A 14,462-nucleotide genomic window follows, 5' to 3' on the forward strand; every position below is an offset into this window, starting at 1 on the left:
TTGATAGGTCAGAGGTGGAAGCACGGCGACGTGTGTAGCTGACTGATACTAATCGATCGAGGACTTAACCAAAATGATAGTACATGAAGTACTCAGCGAAAAATGTTATCTAGTTTTGAGAGAACAAGATAAAAAAGTCTTGCTTTTTTTCAAAGAAGTTGTATAATATAATATGTCTGGTGGCGATAGCAGAGAGGTCACACCCGTTCCCATGCCGAACACGGAAGTTAAGTTCTCTAGCGCCGATGGTAGTTGGGACTTTGTCCCTGTGAGAGTAGGACGTTGCCAGGCGGATTTAAAAGACTAGCTAAATTAGCTAGTCTTTTTATTTTGTTTTAACAAGGTATAAGCTATCTGCGTATAATGTATTGTAGACTTAAAATTCTCATAGGTATAGGAAATAAACAAATGGTTCACAATGACATAGTGGAGGTGTAGAATAATGAACGGAAAAAATCATGATACAGTTTGCTTAGTTTGCAATCAAAGAACAGTTAAAGGTATTACAATTTTTTCTTCATTGATATGTCAACACTGTGAAAAAGATATTACAGAAATAAATTTATCCAATCAGCAATATGATGATATTTTAAATCAATTAAAGAAAATAGAAATTTATAAATAAACCTGAAGTCCTTTTAAGGGCTTTTTTGCATGATGAAAAAGCTATTGCGAATTTGTTATAATAGACACAGTCTTGATTTATAAATGTGTAAGAGATAAAAGGAGATTATAAGTTTGGAACATCTACGAAGCAAACTGCCTTTATATGATTGCGTTTTAAATCATATCAATAAAAGGCCTCTATCTTATCATGTACCGGGACATAAGAATGGTTATGTCTTTCCTAAAGGTGTTGAAAAAGATTTTCTACAGTTCTTAAAATATGATTTAACAGAAATAACAGGCTTAGATGATTTGCATGAAGCAGAAGAAGCTATTCAAGACTCTCAGATATTAGCTGCCAACTTATACGGGGTAGATCAAACATATTTTTTAGTGAATGGCTCTACTGTGGGCAACTTAGCTGCAATATTATCTCTTTGTGAAGAAGGAGATAGTATTATTGTGCAAAGGGATTCGCATAAGTCAATCTTTAATGCAATTAATTTAGCAAAAGCCAATGCTATCTTTGTTTCTCCTGAAGTTGATTTGATTTCAAAATTAACGGTAGGTATAAATGTTGAAGATATCAAACAAGCCCTTAAAGTCGCTCCTAGTTCGGTAAAAGCAATTGTCTTAACAAATCCTACTTATTACGGTGTTTCAACTGACTTAGCTCCGATTGTTTCATTGGCACACAAACATTCTATTCCGGTTGTTGTGGATGAAGCTCACGGCGCTCATTTTATTTTAGGAGCTCCTTTTCCAAAGTCAGCTACAGAGTTTGGTGCAGATATTGTTATCCAATCCGCTCATAAGACACTGCCAGCAATGACAATGGGCTCATATTTACATGTGAAAGGAAACTTTATTAATAAAAATAGATTATCTTATCTTTTGGGTGCTTTACAATCTAGTAGTCCATCTTATCCTATTATGGTTTCTTTAGATATTGCACGTTATTATGTAGAGTGTTTAAAAAATGAAGGTACAGCAAAAATTAAAGCTAATTTAAAAGGATTTTATAACGAGTTAAATCAGATTGATACCCTTTCTATTGTAGAGTTAAATCAGGAGGGGAATCTTAAGGTTGATTTATTAAAACTCATCTTATCATCTACGCGACTCACTGGTTATGAGCTTCAGGCAGCTTTAGAAGCGGAAGGAATATATACAGAGCTAGCAGATCCTTTGTATGTTTTATTAGTGCTACCTTTATCATCATCATTTGATTTTAGTGATACGTTATTGCGAATCAAAAAAGCAGTTGGATTAAGTGCACAAGGTGGGTTTGTAAAAGATATGATTCATACTCTTTACTACCCTGAAAAAATTACACATAAAATATATACTCATAAAAATGAAACCGAGATAGTTTCACTAGATACCGCTGTAGGAAAGATATGTGCGGAAACCATTATACCTTACCCACCAGGCATTCCACTGCTGTTAGAAGGTGAAGAGATTTCATTACATCATTTAAAGTATTTAAAGCAAACCTTATCTTTTAAAGGTAAAATACAAGGAAGTACAAATATAAGACATGGGTTCATTCGTGTGTTTAAGTAAAAGGGGAATTGCAATGCAAAAGGGAATTTTTATTACATTTGAAGGGCCTGAGGGTGCCGGAAAGACGACAGTTATTCAAATGGTTGAAAATATGTTAAAAGAAAAAGGAATAGATGTTGTTCTGACAAGGGAACCAGGTGGTATTTCAATCGCAGAGCAAATTCGTGAAGTTATTTTAAGTCCTAAAAACAAAGAAATGGACGGTAGAACAGAAGCTCTTTTATATGCGGCAGCTAGAAGGCAACACTTAGTTGAAAAAGTTATTCCCATGCTAGAACAGGGTAAAGTTGTTATATGTGATCGATTCATTGATAGTTCTCTTGCATATCAAGGGTACGCGAGAGGTTTAGGTATTGAAGAAGTATTGGGGATTAATCAATTTGCTATTGATCACCTTATGCCAGATTTAACTTTTTATTTAGATATTAGACCTGAAATAGGATTACAGCGAATAGAAAAAGGTCGTAGTCATGAAATTAATCGTTTAGATTTAGAGAAAATCGACTTTCATTATAAAGTAAGAGAAGGGTATAAACTTTTATTAAATCAATTTCCAAATCGTATCAAAGAAGTTAATGCTGAGCAAAGCGTTGATGATGTATACAACGATATATGTGATGTGTTAAGAGGATTTTTGTAAGCAAATAATTCTTGATATAATAAAGTAAATAAGTTCATAATGAGGTGCATATTCATGAAATTAGTAATTGCAGTTATACAAGATTCAGATAGTACAAAGTTGTTAAACGCATTAGTTGAAAAAGGTTTCCGCTCAACAAAATTATCTAGTTCTGGCGGTTTTTTAAAATCTGGAAATACAACCATTATGATTGGAACAGAAGACGAAAAAGTTCAAACGGTGTTAGATATTATCAAAGGTGAATGTCAAAATCGTAATCAATTTATTTCTCCAGTTTCTCCAATGGGTGGTAATGCAGATTCATATATTCCTTATCCAGTGGAAGTAGAAGTTGGAGGAGCAACGGTATTTGTGTTGCCAATTGACCAATTTCATCAATTTTAAAAAATTGCCTTACAATTGAAGTAGAAAGTGTGATGAAATGAATAAAAAGTGGGGAGAGCTAGAAGGTATCCAACCAACTGCTCTTAGAATGTTAAAAAACAGTATTGTGAAAGATAGAGTAGCTCATGCTTACCTGCTTGAAGGAAGTAAAGGAACTGGAAAAAAGGAGATTAGCTTTTTATTTGCAAAACGATTATTTTGCTTAAATCCTCATGAACATGAACCATGCTATGAATGTATTAACTGTAAAAGAATTGATTCTGGTAATCATCCGGATGTACATTTTATTGAGCCAGATGGCTTATCAATTAAAAAAGAACAAGTACAATATTTACAAGCTGAATTCACAAAAACTGGTGTTGAATCCAATAAGAAGTTATATATTATTAATCATGTTGATAAGATGACAGTAAGTGCCTCTAATAGTTTATTAAAGTTTTTAGAAGAGCCAACGGATGGTACATATGCAATCTTGTTAACAGAGACTATTCAGAAGCTGTTGGATACAATTATATCTAGATGTCAGGTTATTTCTCTTCGTTCTTTAACAGAAAAACAATTAGCCGAACAACTAATGAACCATAACCTTTCCAGAGCAGATGCAACGCTGATGCCATACTTAACAAATAGTATTACAGAAGCAATTGAATTAAGTGAAGATGAATGGTTTGGACTTGCAAGAAAGTTAGTGATACAATTATATGAAGTGTTAACAACTAGACCTCAACAAGCGCTTCTCTTTATTCACGAAAAATGGGTACCTCATTTTAAAGAAAAAGAACAAGCTCATATTGGGTTAAATTTACTAATGCTTCTGTATCGCGATGTTTTAACGTTGCAAGTAGAAGAAGAGCCAATGATTATTTATTTTTATAAAGAAGATCATTTAAAATCTCATGCACTTCAAGCTACTCAACAAAAAATTATTGCAAAGATTGAAGTTATTTTAAGAGCTAAAAATAAATTAAATTCAAATATGAATATACAGTTATTGATGGAACAGCTGGTGTTGGATTTGCAGGAGGGATAAAAGCTTGTATGATGTAGTAGGTGTTCGCTTTAAAAAAGCGGGTAAAATATATTATTTTGATCCTGGTGATTTAACAATACCAGATGGGGAGTTTGTTATTGTTGAAACAATCCGTGGTGTTGAATTTGGTAGGGTTGTTATTAATAAAAAGCAAGTCAGTGAACATGATGTTGTTCTCCCACTAAAAAAAGTCATTCGTATTGCAGAGCCTAAAGACAAGCTCATTGTTGAGGAAAACAAACAAGCTGCTAGCGAAGCATATGGTGTATGTGTTCAAAAGATTCAGGCACATAACCTAGATATGAAGCTAGTAGATGTAGAATATACATTTGACCGTAATAAGGTAATCTTTTATTTCACAGCAGATGGACGTATCGACTTCAGAGAATTAGTAAAGGATTTAGCAGCCATCTTCCGTACACGTATTGAATTACGTCAAATTGGTGTTAGAGATGAAGCGAAACTTCTTGGTGGTATTGGTCCTTGTGGAAGAATGCTTTGTTGCTCAACTTTCTTAGGAGATTTTGAGCCAGTGTCAATTAAAATGGCAAAAGACCAAAACTTATCGTTGAATCCTACAAAAATTTCAGGGTTATGTGGTCGTCTCATGTGCTGTCTTAAATACGAAAATGATGAATACGAAACAGCGAAAGAGCAGCTTCCTGATATTGGATCTACCATTAAAACACCTGAAGGTTCAGGTCGTGTAATAGGTCTAAATATTTTAGAGCGTATTATACAGGTAGAATTATCAAATCGTGAGCAAATCTTAGAGTATACATTAGATGAAATTATTAATGAAGGTGCTGTTTCGTTTCAAGCCACAGATTAACGAGGTGGGTAAAGGTGGATAAAAAAGAGATTTTTGATTCGGTTACAAATATGGAGGAACAAATTGGTCACTTATACAAACAATTAGGAGACTTAAAAGAGTATTTAGCTGAACTAATTGAAGAAAATCATCACTTACAGATTGAAAATGACCATTTGCGCCGCCGCCTTGACCAAACCAATTTGGAAACAAAGCCCAAAAGTCATAATCAAAAGGTAAGTAGTCAAACAAAAGTACAAAAGCAGATAGATATCGGAGAAGGATACGATAATCTAGCTAGACTGTATCAAGAAGGCTTCCATATTTGTAACATTCATTATGGTAGCGTCCGTCAAGATGGAGATTGTTTGTTTTGCTTATCATTTTTAAATAAAAAATAACAAAGCCTCTCCACAAGGAGAGGCTGCTTTTGTATAAGGAGAAATGGAACATGGTTCAATTATATGAAGATGAACGACTTGATTATCTATTAGCGGACGAAAGTATGCGCATTATTCAAAGTCATTCTGTCTTTTCATTTTCATTAGATGCTGTTTTGCTATCAAACTTTGCGTATGTACCTATAAAAAAAGGGAATATCATTGATTTATGTACAGGGAACGGAGTTATACCTTTATTTTTATCAAAGCGAACAAATGCTAAGATTACGGGTGTAGAAATTCAAGAGCGTTTAGCTAGCATGGCCACTAGAAGTGTTGATTACAATAACTTAAATGATCAAATTAACATTGTTCTAGGCGATTTGAAGGACATGCCACAGAAATTAGGACATGGAAAGTATGATGTAGTAACATGTAACCCTCCTTATTTTCCTACTCCTAAAGTTGATGAGCAAAATAAAAATGAGCATTATGCAATTGCTAGGCATGAAATTCATTGTAATCTAGAAGATGTGATTCGTGTAAGTAGTCAACTAGTAAAGCAAGGGGGAAAGGTCTCAATTGTACATCGACCAGGTCGACTTGTTGATATCATTACGTTAATGAGGGCATACCGTTTAGAGCCAAAACGCTTACAGTTTATCTATCCGAAGAAAAATAAAGAAGCTAACACCATTTTAATTGAAGGAATTAAAGATGGTAATGCAGACTTAAAAATCCTTCCACCACTCGTTGTTTATAAGGAAGACAATGAATATACAAACGAGCTAAAGGAAATTTTGTATGGAACAAACTAAGCATTATTTTTACGTATTAGAATGTAAAGACCAAAGCTATTATGCAGGATACACAAATAATTTGAATAAGCGTTTAGCCGTTCATAATAGTGGCAAAGGTGCTAAATATACTAAAAGTCGTTTACCAGTTGTACTTTTATGGCATGAAGAGTACGAAACTAAAATTGAAGCCATGAAAAAAGAATACTGGTTTAAACAGTTAAGCCGTAGACAGAAAGAACAATATATCCTAAAGGAGCAGAAGAAAAGTAATGAACTCACAAAAAAGTTATGAAGGAATTGAAGACAAAGGAGTATTATATCTAATTCCAACACCTATTGGTAACCTAGAAGATATGACATTTCGCGCAATTCGATTATTAAAAGAAGTAGATTATATTGCTGCAGAAGATACAAGGCATACAAAGAAGCTGTGTAACCATTTTGAGATTGGGACACCAATCGTTAGCTATCATGATCATAATAAAGAAACGAAAACCGAGAGGCTTATTCAAGATTTAGAAAAAGGTCTTAAAATTGGTCTTGTGAGTGATGCTGGTATGCCATGTATCTCTGATCCAGGATATGAATTAGTAAGAGAAGCGACCAACAAAGGTTATACTGTTATTCCTTTACCAGGTGCGAATGCTGCGTTGACAGCTTTGATTGCTTCTGGACTACCTACTTATGAATTCTATTTTTACGGTTTTTTAAATCGAAATAAAAAAAGTAAAAAGGAGGAACTTCAACTTTTATCTATAAAAAAAGAAACGATGGTTTTCTATGAAGCACCTCATCGTTTAAAAGAGACGTTAAAATTGATGTTTGAAGCCTTTGGAAACCGAGAGATTGTACTATGTAGAGAGTTAACAAAGCGTTATGAAGAGTTTTTAAGAGGAACTATTGAAGAAGCAATAATTTGGGCTAACGAAACAGAACTTAGAGGAGAATTTTGTTTCATTGTTTCAGGAACAACTGAAGACATTATAGAAGATAAAGAAGCTTGGTGGACAGAGTTAACAATTATTGAACATGTGAACTATTATATAAATGATCAGCAATTTAGTAATAAGGATGCTATCAAACAAGTAGCAAAAGATCGTAATCAATCAAAAAGAGAGATATATAGTGAATATCATGTGAACTAAAAAAGCTGTCGTTAGACAGCTTTTTTAGTTTGAAGATTGTAGGTTATTTTCAAGTTCTTTCATAATTTGTTCTGCACCTTCACGGCTTAAAATTAGCTTACCACCAGCTAATTGAATATTTTCATCTGAAACTTCACCAGTTACTTGGCAAGTCATGTTTGGTTTATATTTCTTTAAAATGATACGCTCTTCATCAACATAAATTTCTAACGCATCTTTTTCAGCAATCCCTAATGTACGACGTAATTCAATTGGAATTACTACACGTCCTAACTCATCAACTTTACGAACAATACCTGTAGATTTCATCTTATTTTCCCCTCTCACCTTTTAGTTTTCTATGTTATTACTTTCGTCATTATTCGACAAATTCAATGTACTTTTATAATACCAACGTTTCCAAAACTAGTCAATCATTTTGTATGTAAAAAAATGTAGATGGAAATAAAAAAATATAAAAACACTTATATAAAAGGGTTTGTGAAGAATACCAATAATATCTTTAGGTAGTATATTGAAAAAAATAACATAATAAATTTGATATAAAGATGATTGAATTCAAGCTTTTTTAATCAAAAATTCATTTTTCGACAAAATAAGACAAAAACTACTTTCTTTAGAGTTCATCCAAAAAGTAATAAGGTATTTTATCTATAAAAGAGGCAAAAATGGTAGAAGTAAACAGCATTTATTTAAATTTCTAATGTCTTTAGCTAGATGGTTTTCAAAACGTCCTAGAAAATAGTATTATAGAAGATAGAATAAATAGTTGATTTTATTTTTGTTCGAAATACAAAATACTGTATTTGGGAAGTGTTTAAACGGATTTTGGAGGTTATACAGATGGGAAATAATACGTTTTACATTACCACGCCAATTTATTATCCAAGTGGTAAATTACATATAGGACATGCGTATACAACAGTTGCAGGGGATGCAATGGCTCGTTATAAGCGATTAAGAGGATTCGATGTTCGTTATTTAACGGGTACGGATGAGCATGGGCAAAAAATTCAGCGCAAAGCAGAAGAAGAAAATGTGACTCCTCAGCAGTATGTAGATAATATTGTAGCAGGGATTAAAGACTTATGGGAGAAAATGGACATCTCCTATGATGACTTTATTCGCACCACAGAATCTAGACATAAAGAGGTTGTTGATAAAATCTTCAATCGTTTACTGGAGCAAGGTGATATTTATCTAGATGAATACGAAGGCTGGTATTCAGTTCCTGACGAAACTTACTATACGGAACTTCAATTAGTAGATCCAATTATTGAAGATGGAAAAGTAGTGGGAGGAAAAAGTCCAGACAGTGGGCATCCAGTGGAATTAGTAAGAGAAGAATCTTATTTCTTTAAAATGGGTAAATATGCAGATCGTTTATTAGCTTTTTATGAAGAAAATCCAACCTTTATTCAACCGGAATCTCGTAAAAATGAGATGATTAATAATTTCATTAAGCCAGGATTAGAAGACTTGGCTGTTTCACGCACAACCTTTGATTGGGGTATTAAAGTTCCAGGGAATCCCAAGCACGTTATTTATGTATGGGTTGATGCATTATCAAACTATATTACAGCATTAGGATACGGCACTGAAAATGACGAATTATACAAAAAGTACTGGCCTGCTAACGTTCATCTTGTAGGAAAGGAAATTGTTCGTTTCCATACAATTTATTGGCCAATTATTTTAATGGCATTAGATTTACCTCTTCCAAAGAAAGTCTTTGCACACGGATGGTTATTAATGAAAGATGGTAAAATGTCTAAGTCAAAAGGGAACGTCGTTGATCCAGTAACATTAATTGATCGCTACGGCTTAGATGCTTTACGCTATTATTTATTAAGAGAAGTCCCTTTCGGTTCGGACGGAGTGTTCACACCTGAAGCATTTGTAGAGCGTATTAATTTTGATTTAGCAAACGATCTTGGTAATTTAGTTAACCGTACAGTAGCAATGATTAATAAGTATTTTGATGGTGTCATTCCTATGTATGAGGGGAATGTAACAGAGTTTGATGCTCAGCTTGTGCAAGCTCAAAAAGATATGGTGAAAAAATACGAAGAATCCATGGAAAATATGGAGTTCTCAGTGGCATTATCAGCGGTTTGGCAGTATGTAAGTCGTACAAATAAATACATTGATGAAACAAAGCCTTGGACCCTGGCTAAGGATGAAGAGAAGCGTAATGAATTAGCTTCAGTAATGGTACACTTAGCAGAAGCTATCCGTCATACAGCTGTTCTCCTACAACCATTCTTAACGAGAACACCAGAAAAAATCTTTTCACAGATTGGTGTGAAAGAAGATGTGTTAAAGAGTTGGGAAAGTATTGAAACGTTTAACATGCTTCGTGAAGGTACGAAAGTAGAAAAAGGTGAACCAATGTTCCCACGTCTAGATCGTGATGAAGAAATTACATTTATTAAAGAAAAAATGTTAAGTTCATTGCCAGCACAGGAAGAGAAAAAAGAAGAGGTTCAGCCAGAACAAAGTGAAGAAATTAGTTTAGATGACTTCTTAAAGGTTGATTTACGCGTAGCAGAAATTATTCATGCTGAGCCTGTAAAGAAAGCAGATAAGCTATTGAAAATCCAGCTAGACTTAGGCTATGAAAAACGTCAAGTTGTATCAGGCATTGCTAAATTTTATAAGCCAGAGGAACTCATTGGCCGTAAAGTCATCTGTATTGTGAATTTAAAGCCAGTAAAATTACGTGGAGAACTTTCACAAGGAATGATTTTAGCGGGTGAGGATGCTAATGGCTTATCACTTGCAGAGGTTGACCAATCTTTAAGCAACGGAACTAAAGTAAAATAATAAGATAAGGGGGCGTTTCACGTGGAACACGGGAAAGCCCTCTTTTATTTCGTAAATGAAAGGAGCACTAATATGTTATTTGATACACATGTACATTTAAATGCAGACCAATTTAATGATGATTTAGAGGATGTTATTGAAAGAGCAAAAGAGCGCAATGTAGAAAAGATGGTCGTGGTTGGGTTTGATGAACCAACCATTAATCGAGCGATGGAACTTATTGAAAAGTATGATTTTATGTATGCTAGCGTTGGTTGGCATCCCGTAGATGCTATTGATATGAAAGATGAACATTTAACTTGGATTGAAGAACTAGCAGCACATCCTAAAGTGGTGGCTATTGGAGAGATGGGATTAGATTATCATTGGGACAAGTCACCTAAAGATATACAAAAAGAAGTATTTCGTAGACAAATTCGTTTAGCGAGAAAAGTAAATCTTCCAATCATTATTCATAATCGTGATGCAACAGAAGACGTCATAACCATTTTAAAGGAAGAGTCAGTGGAAGAAGTTGGTGGTATCATGCACTGCTTTACTGGGAGCATTGAAGTTGCTAAACAGTGTATGGGTATGAATATGTACATCTCGTTTGGTGGACCTGTCACGTTTAAGAATGCGAAGAAGCCAAAAGAGGTAGCAGCTGAAATTCCACTTGATAAATTATTAATAGAAACAGATTGTCCATATTTGACACCTCACCCTTATCGAGGAAAGAGAAATGAACCAGCATATGTCTCATACGTAGCAGAACAGATTGCGGAATTAAAAGGTATTAGCTACGATGAATTAGCAAAGCATACTACTGAAAATGCGCTAAAATTATTCCGAATTAATGACTAAATGTTTAACATATCTATTGGTTTAAAACAATGTTAAAATAAAAAGTATTAAATGGAATAACACTTGCAGAGGGTCTTGCAATCCTCTGCCTTTTTTCAGTTGATTTCATACTGATAGGTTAGAAGCAAAATGAAGAGAGAAAGACTTCATTTTTGAGGAGGTTCATAATGAAGATTAAAGAAATAATTGTGGTTGAAGGTAGGGATGACACTGTTACAATTCGTCGAGCAGTACAAGCTGATACAATTGAGACGAACGGTTCAGCCGTAAACGATGAAACCATTGAAAAGATAAAGCTAGCACAACAAACGAGAGGCGTTATTATCTTTACAGATCCTGATTATCCGGGTCAGCGTATTCGTAATATTGTTTCAGAAAAAGTTCCGGGATGTAAGCATGCATTTTTGTCAAAAGAACAAGCAAAAGGTAAAAATGGAAAAGGTATAGGCGTTGAGCATGCGTCTATTGAAGATATTAGACAAGCTTTACAAGACGTGAAACAAGAATGGCAAGGAATCGATGAACAAATTACACAAGAGGATTTAATTGTTGCTCGCTTAATAGGTGATAGTGAAGCAAAAAGTAGGCGTGAGAGAATAGGTAAATCTTTGAAAATTGGTTATGCAAACGGAAAACAGCTACACAAAAGACTAAAAATGTTTCAAATTTCAAAAGATGAGTTTATCAAAGCCGTTCAGAAAATTAATCAGGAGGAACAAAAATCGTGACAAAAGATATTGCAACCCCAACTCGTACGAAAGAAATTTTAAAGAAATACGGATTTACGTTTAAAAAGAGCTTAGGACAAAACTTTTTAATTGATACTAATATTTTAAATCGTATTGTTGACCATGCTGAGTTGACAGATGAGACAGGAGCTATTGAGATTGGTCCTGGGATTGGGGCTCTAACTGAGCAATTGGCAAAGCGCGCAAAAAAAGTATTGGCTTTTGAAATCGACCAACGCCTGTTACCCATTTTAGCTGACACGCTTTCACCTTATCCGCACGCTAAAGTCATTCACCAAGACGTACTTAAAGCCAACTTGAAAGAGACCTTAGCACAAGAGTTTGAAGGTATTGAAGACTTAATGGTAGTAGCAAACTTACCTTATTATGTTACAACTCCAATTCTAATGAAGTTGCTAGAGGAGCAGATTCCTGTTCGAGGAATTGTTGTTATGCTACAAAAAGAAGTAGCTGAACGTATCGCAGCAAAGCCAGGGACAAAAGATTATGGTTCTCTTTCTATTGCTATTCAATACTATACGGAAGCTGAAACAGTTATGGTCGTCCCCAAAACGGTATTTAACCCTCAACCAAATGTTGATTCAGCTGTTATTCGCTTAATTCGACGTAATGAACCAGCCGTAAAGGTTGAAAATGAAGCATTCTTCTTCAAAGTTGTCAGAGCAAGTTTTGGTCAAAGACGTAAAACCATCTTAAATAATCTAGTGAATAATTTACCTAATGGAAAAGCAAATAAAGCTGCGATTGAACAAGCTCTTTCAGAAGCTTCAGTTGATCCAAAAAGAAGAGGAGAAACATTATCAATTGAAGAGTTTGGTAAGTTAAGCGATGAGCTAGGAAAATCGTTCGCATAGAATAATCACCTTTTTGCTTCGTGTTCATAGGCTATGAAGAGAGTTGAATATTTAGCTTTTAAGTAGTAAAGACGGAGTGAAGTTTATGAATATCGAAATTGGTGATATTGTAACACGTCCTTCTTATGATCGCGATTTGTTATTTCGCGTAATCGCGGTTAATGAAGGAGAGGAACAATATGCAACATTAATTGGAGAAGATATCCGCCTTATTGCTGATGCTCCTTTATCCGATTTAGAAGTTGTAGATGTTCAAGAGCAACAGCGACGAAAAGAACAAGAAGAGCAACTGTTAGAGAGGTCTCTAAAGCTGTTACGTCAAGATTACGACCTCATTCGAGAAAAAGCCGAATATGGTATGACAAATGGGTATAATCATTCACACCGCCTTTTTCAGATGCCAGGCAAGGTGCTACATGTAGATGGAGACCCTAACTATTTACAGAAATGTTTAGCAGTGTATGAAAAGATAGGCGTTCCTGTATATGGTGTACATTGTACAGAATCGGAAATGCCAAATAAAATAAGCGCCTTATTAGAAGAAGTGAGGCCTGATATTTTAGTATTAACTGGACATGATGCCTATTCAAAGTCAAAAGGTGATAAAAATGATTTATTAGCCTATCGCCACTCTAAATATTATGTAAAAACGGTATACGAGGCAAGACGTAAAATTGCAAATCTAGATCAGCTTGTGATTTTTGCCGGCGCTTGTCAATCTCACTTCGAACAGCTAATACAAGCAGGTGCAAATTTTGCAAGTTCACCATCCAGAGTGAACATTCATGCTCTAGATCCTGTATATGTTGTAGCAAAGTTAAGTTTTACGCCTTTTAATGATCGTATTAACGTGTGGGATGTATTGCGTAATACATTAACAGGTGCAAAGGGGTTAGGTGGAATAGAAACCAGAGGACTTTTACGAACAGGTATGCCTTATGAAGCGGAATAATGAGTATAAGTCTGTTATGCAAAAGAGGATTTTAACCTTTTGTATAGCAGTTTTTTTATCTATATCTATATCATAGGTGAATTTATGTGCTATACATTTCTTTTATAAGAATTATTTTAAATAAATGTAAAACTTATACATATTGTAAGTTTGTTTGCACAAAATATAAAGGAAATGTAGATTTATGTAGAAAATTATTTGTTGACATCATTAGACATACATTGTTATAATTTTATGTTTTTGACTTTTTTATCTTTTTGTGTTACACTACGTATAGTGAGGTGGACCAATATGGCGAAAACTTTATCTGATATTAAGCAAGCGCTGGATTTGCACCTAGGTCAACGATTGACTTTAAAAGCAAACGGTGGACGAAGAAAAACGGTAGAGCGTTCAGGAGTCTTAACTGAAACGTATCCTTCTGTTTTTATTGTGGAGCTAGATCAAGAAGAAAACTCTTTAGAGCGAGTTTCTTATAGCTATGCCGACGTGTTAACTGAAACGGTTGAGCTAAAGTTTTTTTAAACCAAAAGTAATATAGTACGTAGCGGTGAGCAGTGGACGTTTTTGGTTTACTGCTTTTTTTATTGGGCTTTTTTTCAAAACATACTCTCTCTTTGGTGATTTATACTATAAGTACGGTTTGAGGTGTTTTAAAGGAGGCTTTACTAAATGAGCAGACGTCGAGGCGTTATGTCAATGAAATGTAAAGAGGAATTGGCTAAAGAACTTGATTTTTATGATGTTGTAAAAAGCCATGGATGGGGTGCTATTCATTCCAAGGATGCAGGTAACATGGTAAAGCGTGCCGTAGAGATAGCGAAAGAACAGCTGGCTAAGTCTTAGGTAGTAAACATGTTCTACTTGCTTTTTTAG

General features: G+C 34.5%; 18 protein-coding genes and 1 rRNA gene. 18 read left to right on the forward strand and 1 reads right to left on the reverse strand.

Features of this window, described 5'->3' with window-relative positions:
- Window positions 1–175: 175 nt before the first annotated feature.
- From rrf to rsmI, 11 genes are all read left to right on the forward strand, one after another.
- Window positions 176–291: ribosomal RNA gene (gene rrf / locus AS180_RS14800) — 5S ribosomal RNA — on the forward strand.
- 151 nt (window positions 292–442) lie between these two features.
- Window positions 443–625, forward strand: a complete 183-nt coding sequence (locus AS180_RS14805; protein ID WP_025909803.1) for a sigma factor G inhibitor Gin — start codon at window positions 443–445, stop codon at window positions 623–625.
- A 113-nt stretch (window positions 626–738) separates the two neighbouring features.
- Window positions 739–2,172, forward strand: a complete 1,434-nt coding sequence (locus tag AS180_RS14810; RefSeq protein WP_062687040.1) for an aminotransferase class I/II-fold pyridoxal phosphate-dependent enzyme — start codon at window positions 739–741, stop codon at window positions 2,170–2,172.
- A 13-nt stretch (window positions 2,173–2,185) separates the two neighbouring features.
- A complete protein-coding gene (gene tmk, locus AS180_RS14815; RefSeq protein ID WP_025909805.1) occupies window positions 2,186–2,812 on the forward strand; it encodes a dTMP kinase in 627 nt (208 codons plus the stop codon).
- Window positions 2,813–2,866: 54 nt separating this feature from the next.
- On the forward strand, window positions 2,867–3,196 hold the full coding sequence (locus AS180_RS14820; RefSeq protein ID WP_025909806.1) for a cyclic-di-AMP receptor: 330 nt from the start codon (window positions 2,867–2,869) through the stop codon (window positions 3,194–3,196).
- 37 nt (window positions 3,197–3,233) lie between these two features.
- The gene (holB, locus tag AS180_RS14825; protein ID WP_025909807.1) at window positions 3,234–4,226 is read left to right on the forward strand and encodes a DNA polymerase III subunit delta'; all 993 of its coding nucleotides are present in this window, start codon (window positions 3,234–3,236) and stop codon (window positions 4,224–4,226) included.
- A 4-nt stretch (window positions 4,227–4,230) separates the two neighbouring features.
- On the forward strand, window positions 4,231–5,058 hold the full coding sequence (locus tag AS180_RS14830; protein WP_025909808.1) for a PSP1 domain-containing protein: 828 nt from the start codon (window positions 4,231–4,233) through the stop codon (window positions 5,056–5,058).
- A gap of 14 nt (window positions 5,059–5,072) precedes the next feature.
- Complete coding sequence (yabA, locus tag AS180_RS14835) at window positions 5,073–5,438, forward strand: DNA replication initiation control protein YabA (RefSeq protein WP_025909809.1); 366 nt, start codon at window positions 5,073–5,075, stop codon at window positions 5,436–5,438.
- A 50-nt stretch (window positions 5,439–5,488) separates the two neighbouring features.
- On the forward strand, window positions 5,489–6,235 hold the full coding sequence (locus tag AS180_RS14840; protein WP_025909810.1) for a tRNA1(Val) (adenine(37)-N6)-methyltransferase: 747 nt from the start codon (window positions 5,489–5,491) through the stop codon (window positions 6,233–6,235).
- Entirely contained in the window at window positions 6,222–6,509 is a 288-nt protein-coding gene (locus AS180_RS14845) for a GIY-YIG nuclease family protein (RefSeq protein ID WP_025909811.1), read from the forward strand. The genes AS180_RS14840 and AS180_RS14845 overlap by 14 nt, the downstream gene beginning before the upstream one ends.
- Entirely contained in the window at window positions 6,487–7,362 is an 876-nt protein-coding gene (gene rsmI, locus AS180_RS14850; RefSeq protein WP_025909812.1) for a 16S rRNA (cytidine(1402)-2'-O)-methyltransferase, read from the forward strand. Before AS180_RS14845 ends, rsmI begins: the two co-directional genes overlap by 23 nt.
- Before the next feature lie 24 nt (window positions 7,363–7,386).
- Here the strand turns inward: rsmI and AS180_RS14855 are convergent, their stop codons facing one another.
- Entirely contained in the window at window positions 7,387–7,671 is a 285-nt protein-coding gene (locus AS180_RS14855) for an AbrB/MazE/SpoVT family DNA-binding domain-containing protein (protein WP_025909813.1), read from the reverse strand.
- A gap of 504 nt (window positions 7,672–8,175) precedes the next feature.
- On the opposite strand from AS180_RS14855, the gene metG reads away from it, so the two are divergent.
- From metG to AS180_RS14890, 7 genes are all read left to right on the forward strand, one after another.
- Window positions 8,176–10,188, forward strand: a complete 2,013-nt coding sequence (gene metG, locus AS180_RS14860; protein WP_226372975.1) for a methionine--tRNA ligase — start codon at window positions 8,176–8,178, stop codon at window positions 10,186–10,188.
- A gap of 72 nt (window positions 10,189–10,260) precedes the next feature.
- On the forward strand, window positions 10,261–11,031 hold the full coding sequence (locus AS180_RS14865; protein WP_025909815.1) for a TatD family hydrolase: 771 nt from the start codon (window positions 10,261–10,263) through the stop codon (window positions 11,029–11,031).
- A 167-nt stretch (window positions 11,032–11,198) separates the two neighbouring features.
- The gene (gene rnmV, locus AS180_RS14870) at window positions 11,199–11,759 is read left to right on the forward strand and encodes a ribonuclease M5 (protein WP_025909816.1); all 561 of its coding nucleotides are present in this window, start codon (window positions 11,199–11,201) and stop codon (window positions 11,757–11,759) included.
- On the forward strand, window positions 11,756–12,634 hold the full coding sequence (gene rsmA / locus AS180_RS14875; protein ID WP_062687041.1) for a 16S rRNA (adenine(1518)-N(6)/adenine(1519)-N(6))-dimethyltransferase RsmA: 879 nt from the start codon (window positions 11,756–11,758) through the stop codon (window positions 12,632–12,634). Before rnmV ends, rsmA begins: the two co-directional genes overlap by 4 nt.
- 85 nt (window positions 12,635–12,719) lie before the next feature.
- Complete coding sequence (yabG, locus tag AS180_RS14880) at window positions 12,720–13,586, forward strand: sporulation peptidase YabG (RefSeq protein WP_062687043.1); 867 nt, start codon at window positions 12,720–12,722, stop codon at window positions 13,584–13,586.
- 291 nt (window positions 13,587–13,877) lie between these two features.
- Window positions 13,878–14,111, forward strand: coding sequence for a biofilm formation stimulator Veg (gene veg, locus AS180_RS14885; protein WP_025909819.1), 234 nt, complete (start codon window positions 13,878–13,880; stop codon window positions 14,109–14,111).
- A 147-nt stretch (window positions 14,112–14,258) separates the two neighbouring features.
- The gene (locus AS180_RS14890) at window positions 14,259–14,432 is read left to right on the forward strand and encodes a small, acid-soluble spore protein, alpha/beta type (protein WP_025909820.1); all 174 of its coding nucleotides are present in this window, start codon (window positions 14,259–14,261) and stop codon (window positions 14,430–14,432) included.
- Window positions 14,433–14,462: the final 30 nt, after the last annotated feature.

Origin of the sequence: Priestia veravalensis (assembly GCF_001457055.1) — a bacterium.
Taxonomy (GTDB): Bacteria; Bacillota; Bacilli; order Bacillales; family Bacillaceae_H; genus Priestia; species Priestia flexa.

Bases quoted from the DNA above. Each gene is read 5' to 3' on its own strand.
- AS180_RS14890 (WP_025909820.1), top strand. From the start codon at position 14,259: ATGAGCAGACGTCGAGGCGTTATGTCAATGAAATGTAAAGAGGAATTG.
- veg (WP_025909819.1), top strand. From the start codon at position 13,878: ATGGCGAAAACTTTATCTGATATTAAGCAAGCGCTGGATTTGCACCTA.
- AS180_RS14840 (WP_025909810.1), top strand. From the start codon at position 5,489: ATGGTTCAATTATATGAAGATGAACGACTTGATTATCTATTAGCGGAC.
- holB (WP_025909807.1), top strand. From the start codon at position 3,234: ATGAATAAAAAGTGGGGAGAGCTAGAAGGTATCCAACCAACTGCTCTT.
- AS180_RS14820 (WP_025909806.1), top strand. From the start codon at position 2,867: ATGAAATTAGTAATTGCAGTTATACAAGATTCAGATAGTACAAAGTTG.
- AS180_RS14865 (WP_025909815.1), top strand. From the start codon at position 10,261: ATGTTATTTGATACACATGTACATTTAAATGCAGACCAATTTAATGAT.
- tmk (WP_025909805.1), top strand. From the start codon at position 2,186: ATGCAAAAGGGAATTTTTATTACATTTGAAGGGCCTGAGGGTGCCGGA.
- yabG (WP_062687043.1), top strand. From the start codon at position 12,720: ATGAATATCGAAATTGGTGATATTGTAACACGTCCTTCTTATGATCGC.
- AS180_RS14855 (WP_025909813.1), bottom strand. From the start codon at position 7,671: ATGAAATCTACAGGTATTGTTCGTAAAGTTGATGAGTTAGGACGTGTA.
- rsmI (WP_025909812.1), top strand. From the start codon at position 6,487: ATGAACTCACAAAAAAGTTATGAAGGAATTGAAGACAAAGGAGTATTA.
- AS180_RS14805 (WP_025909803.1), top strand. From the start codon at position 443: ATGAACGGAAAAAATCATGATACAGTTTGCTTAGTTTGCAATCAAAGA.
- AS180_RS14845 (WP_025909811.1), top strand. From the start codon at position 6,222: ATGGAACAAACTAAGCATTATTTTTACGTATTAGAATGTAAAGACCAA.
- rnmV (WP_025909816.1), top strand. From the start codon at position 11,199: ATGAAGATTAAAGAAATAATTGTGGTTGAAGGTAGGGATGACACTGTT.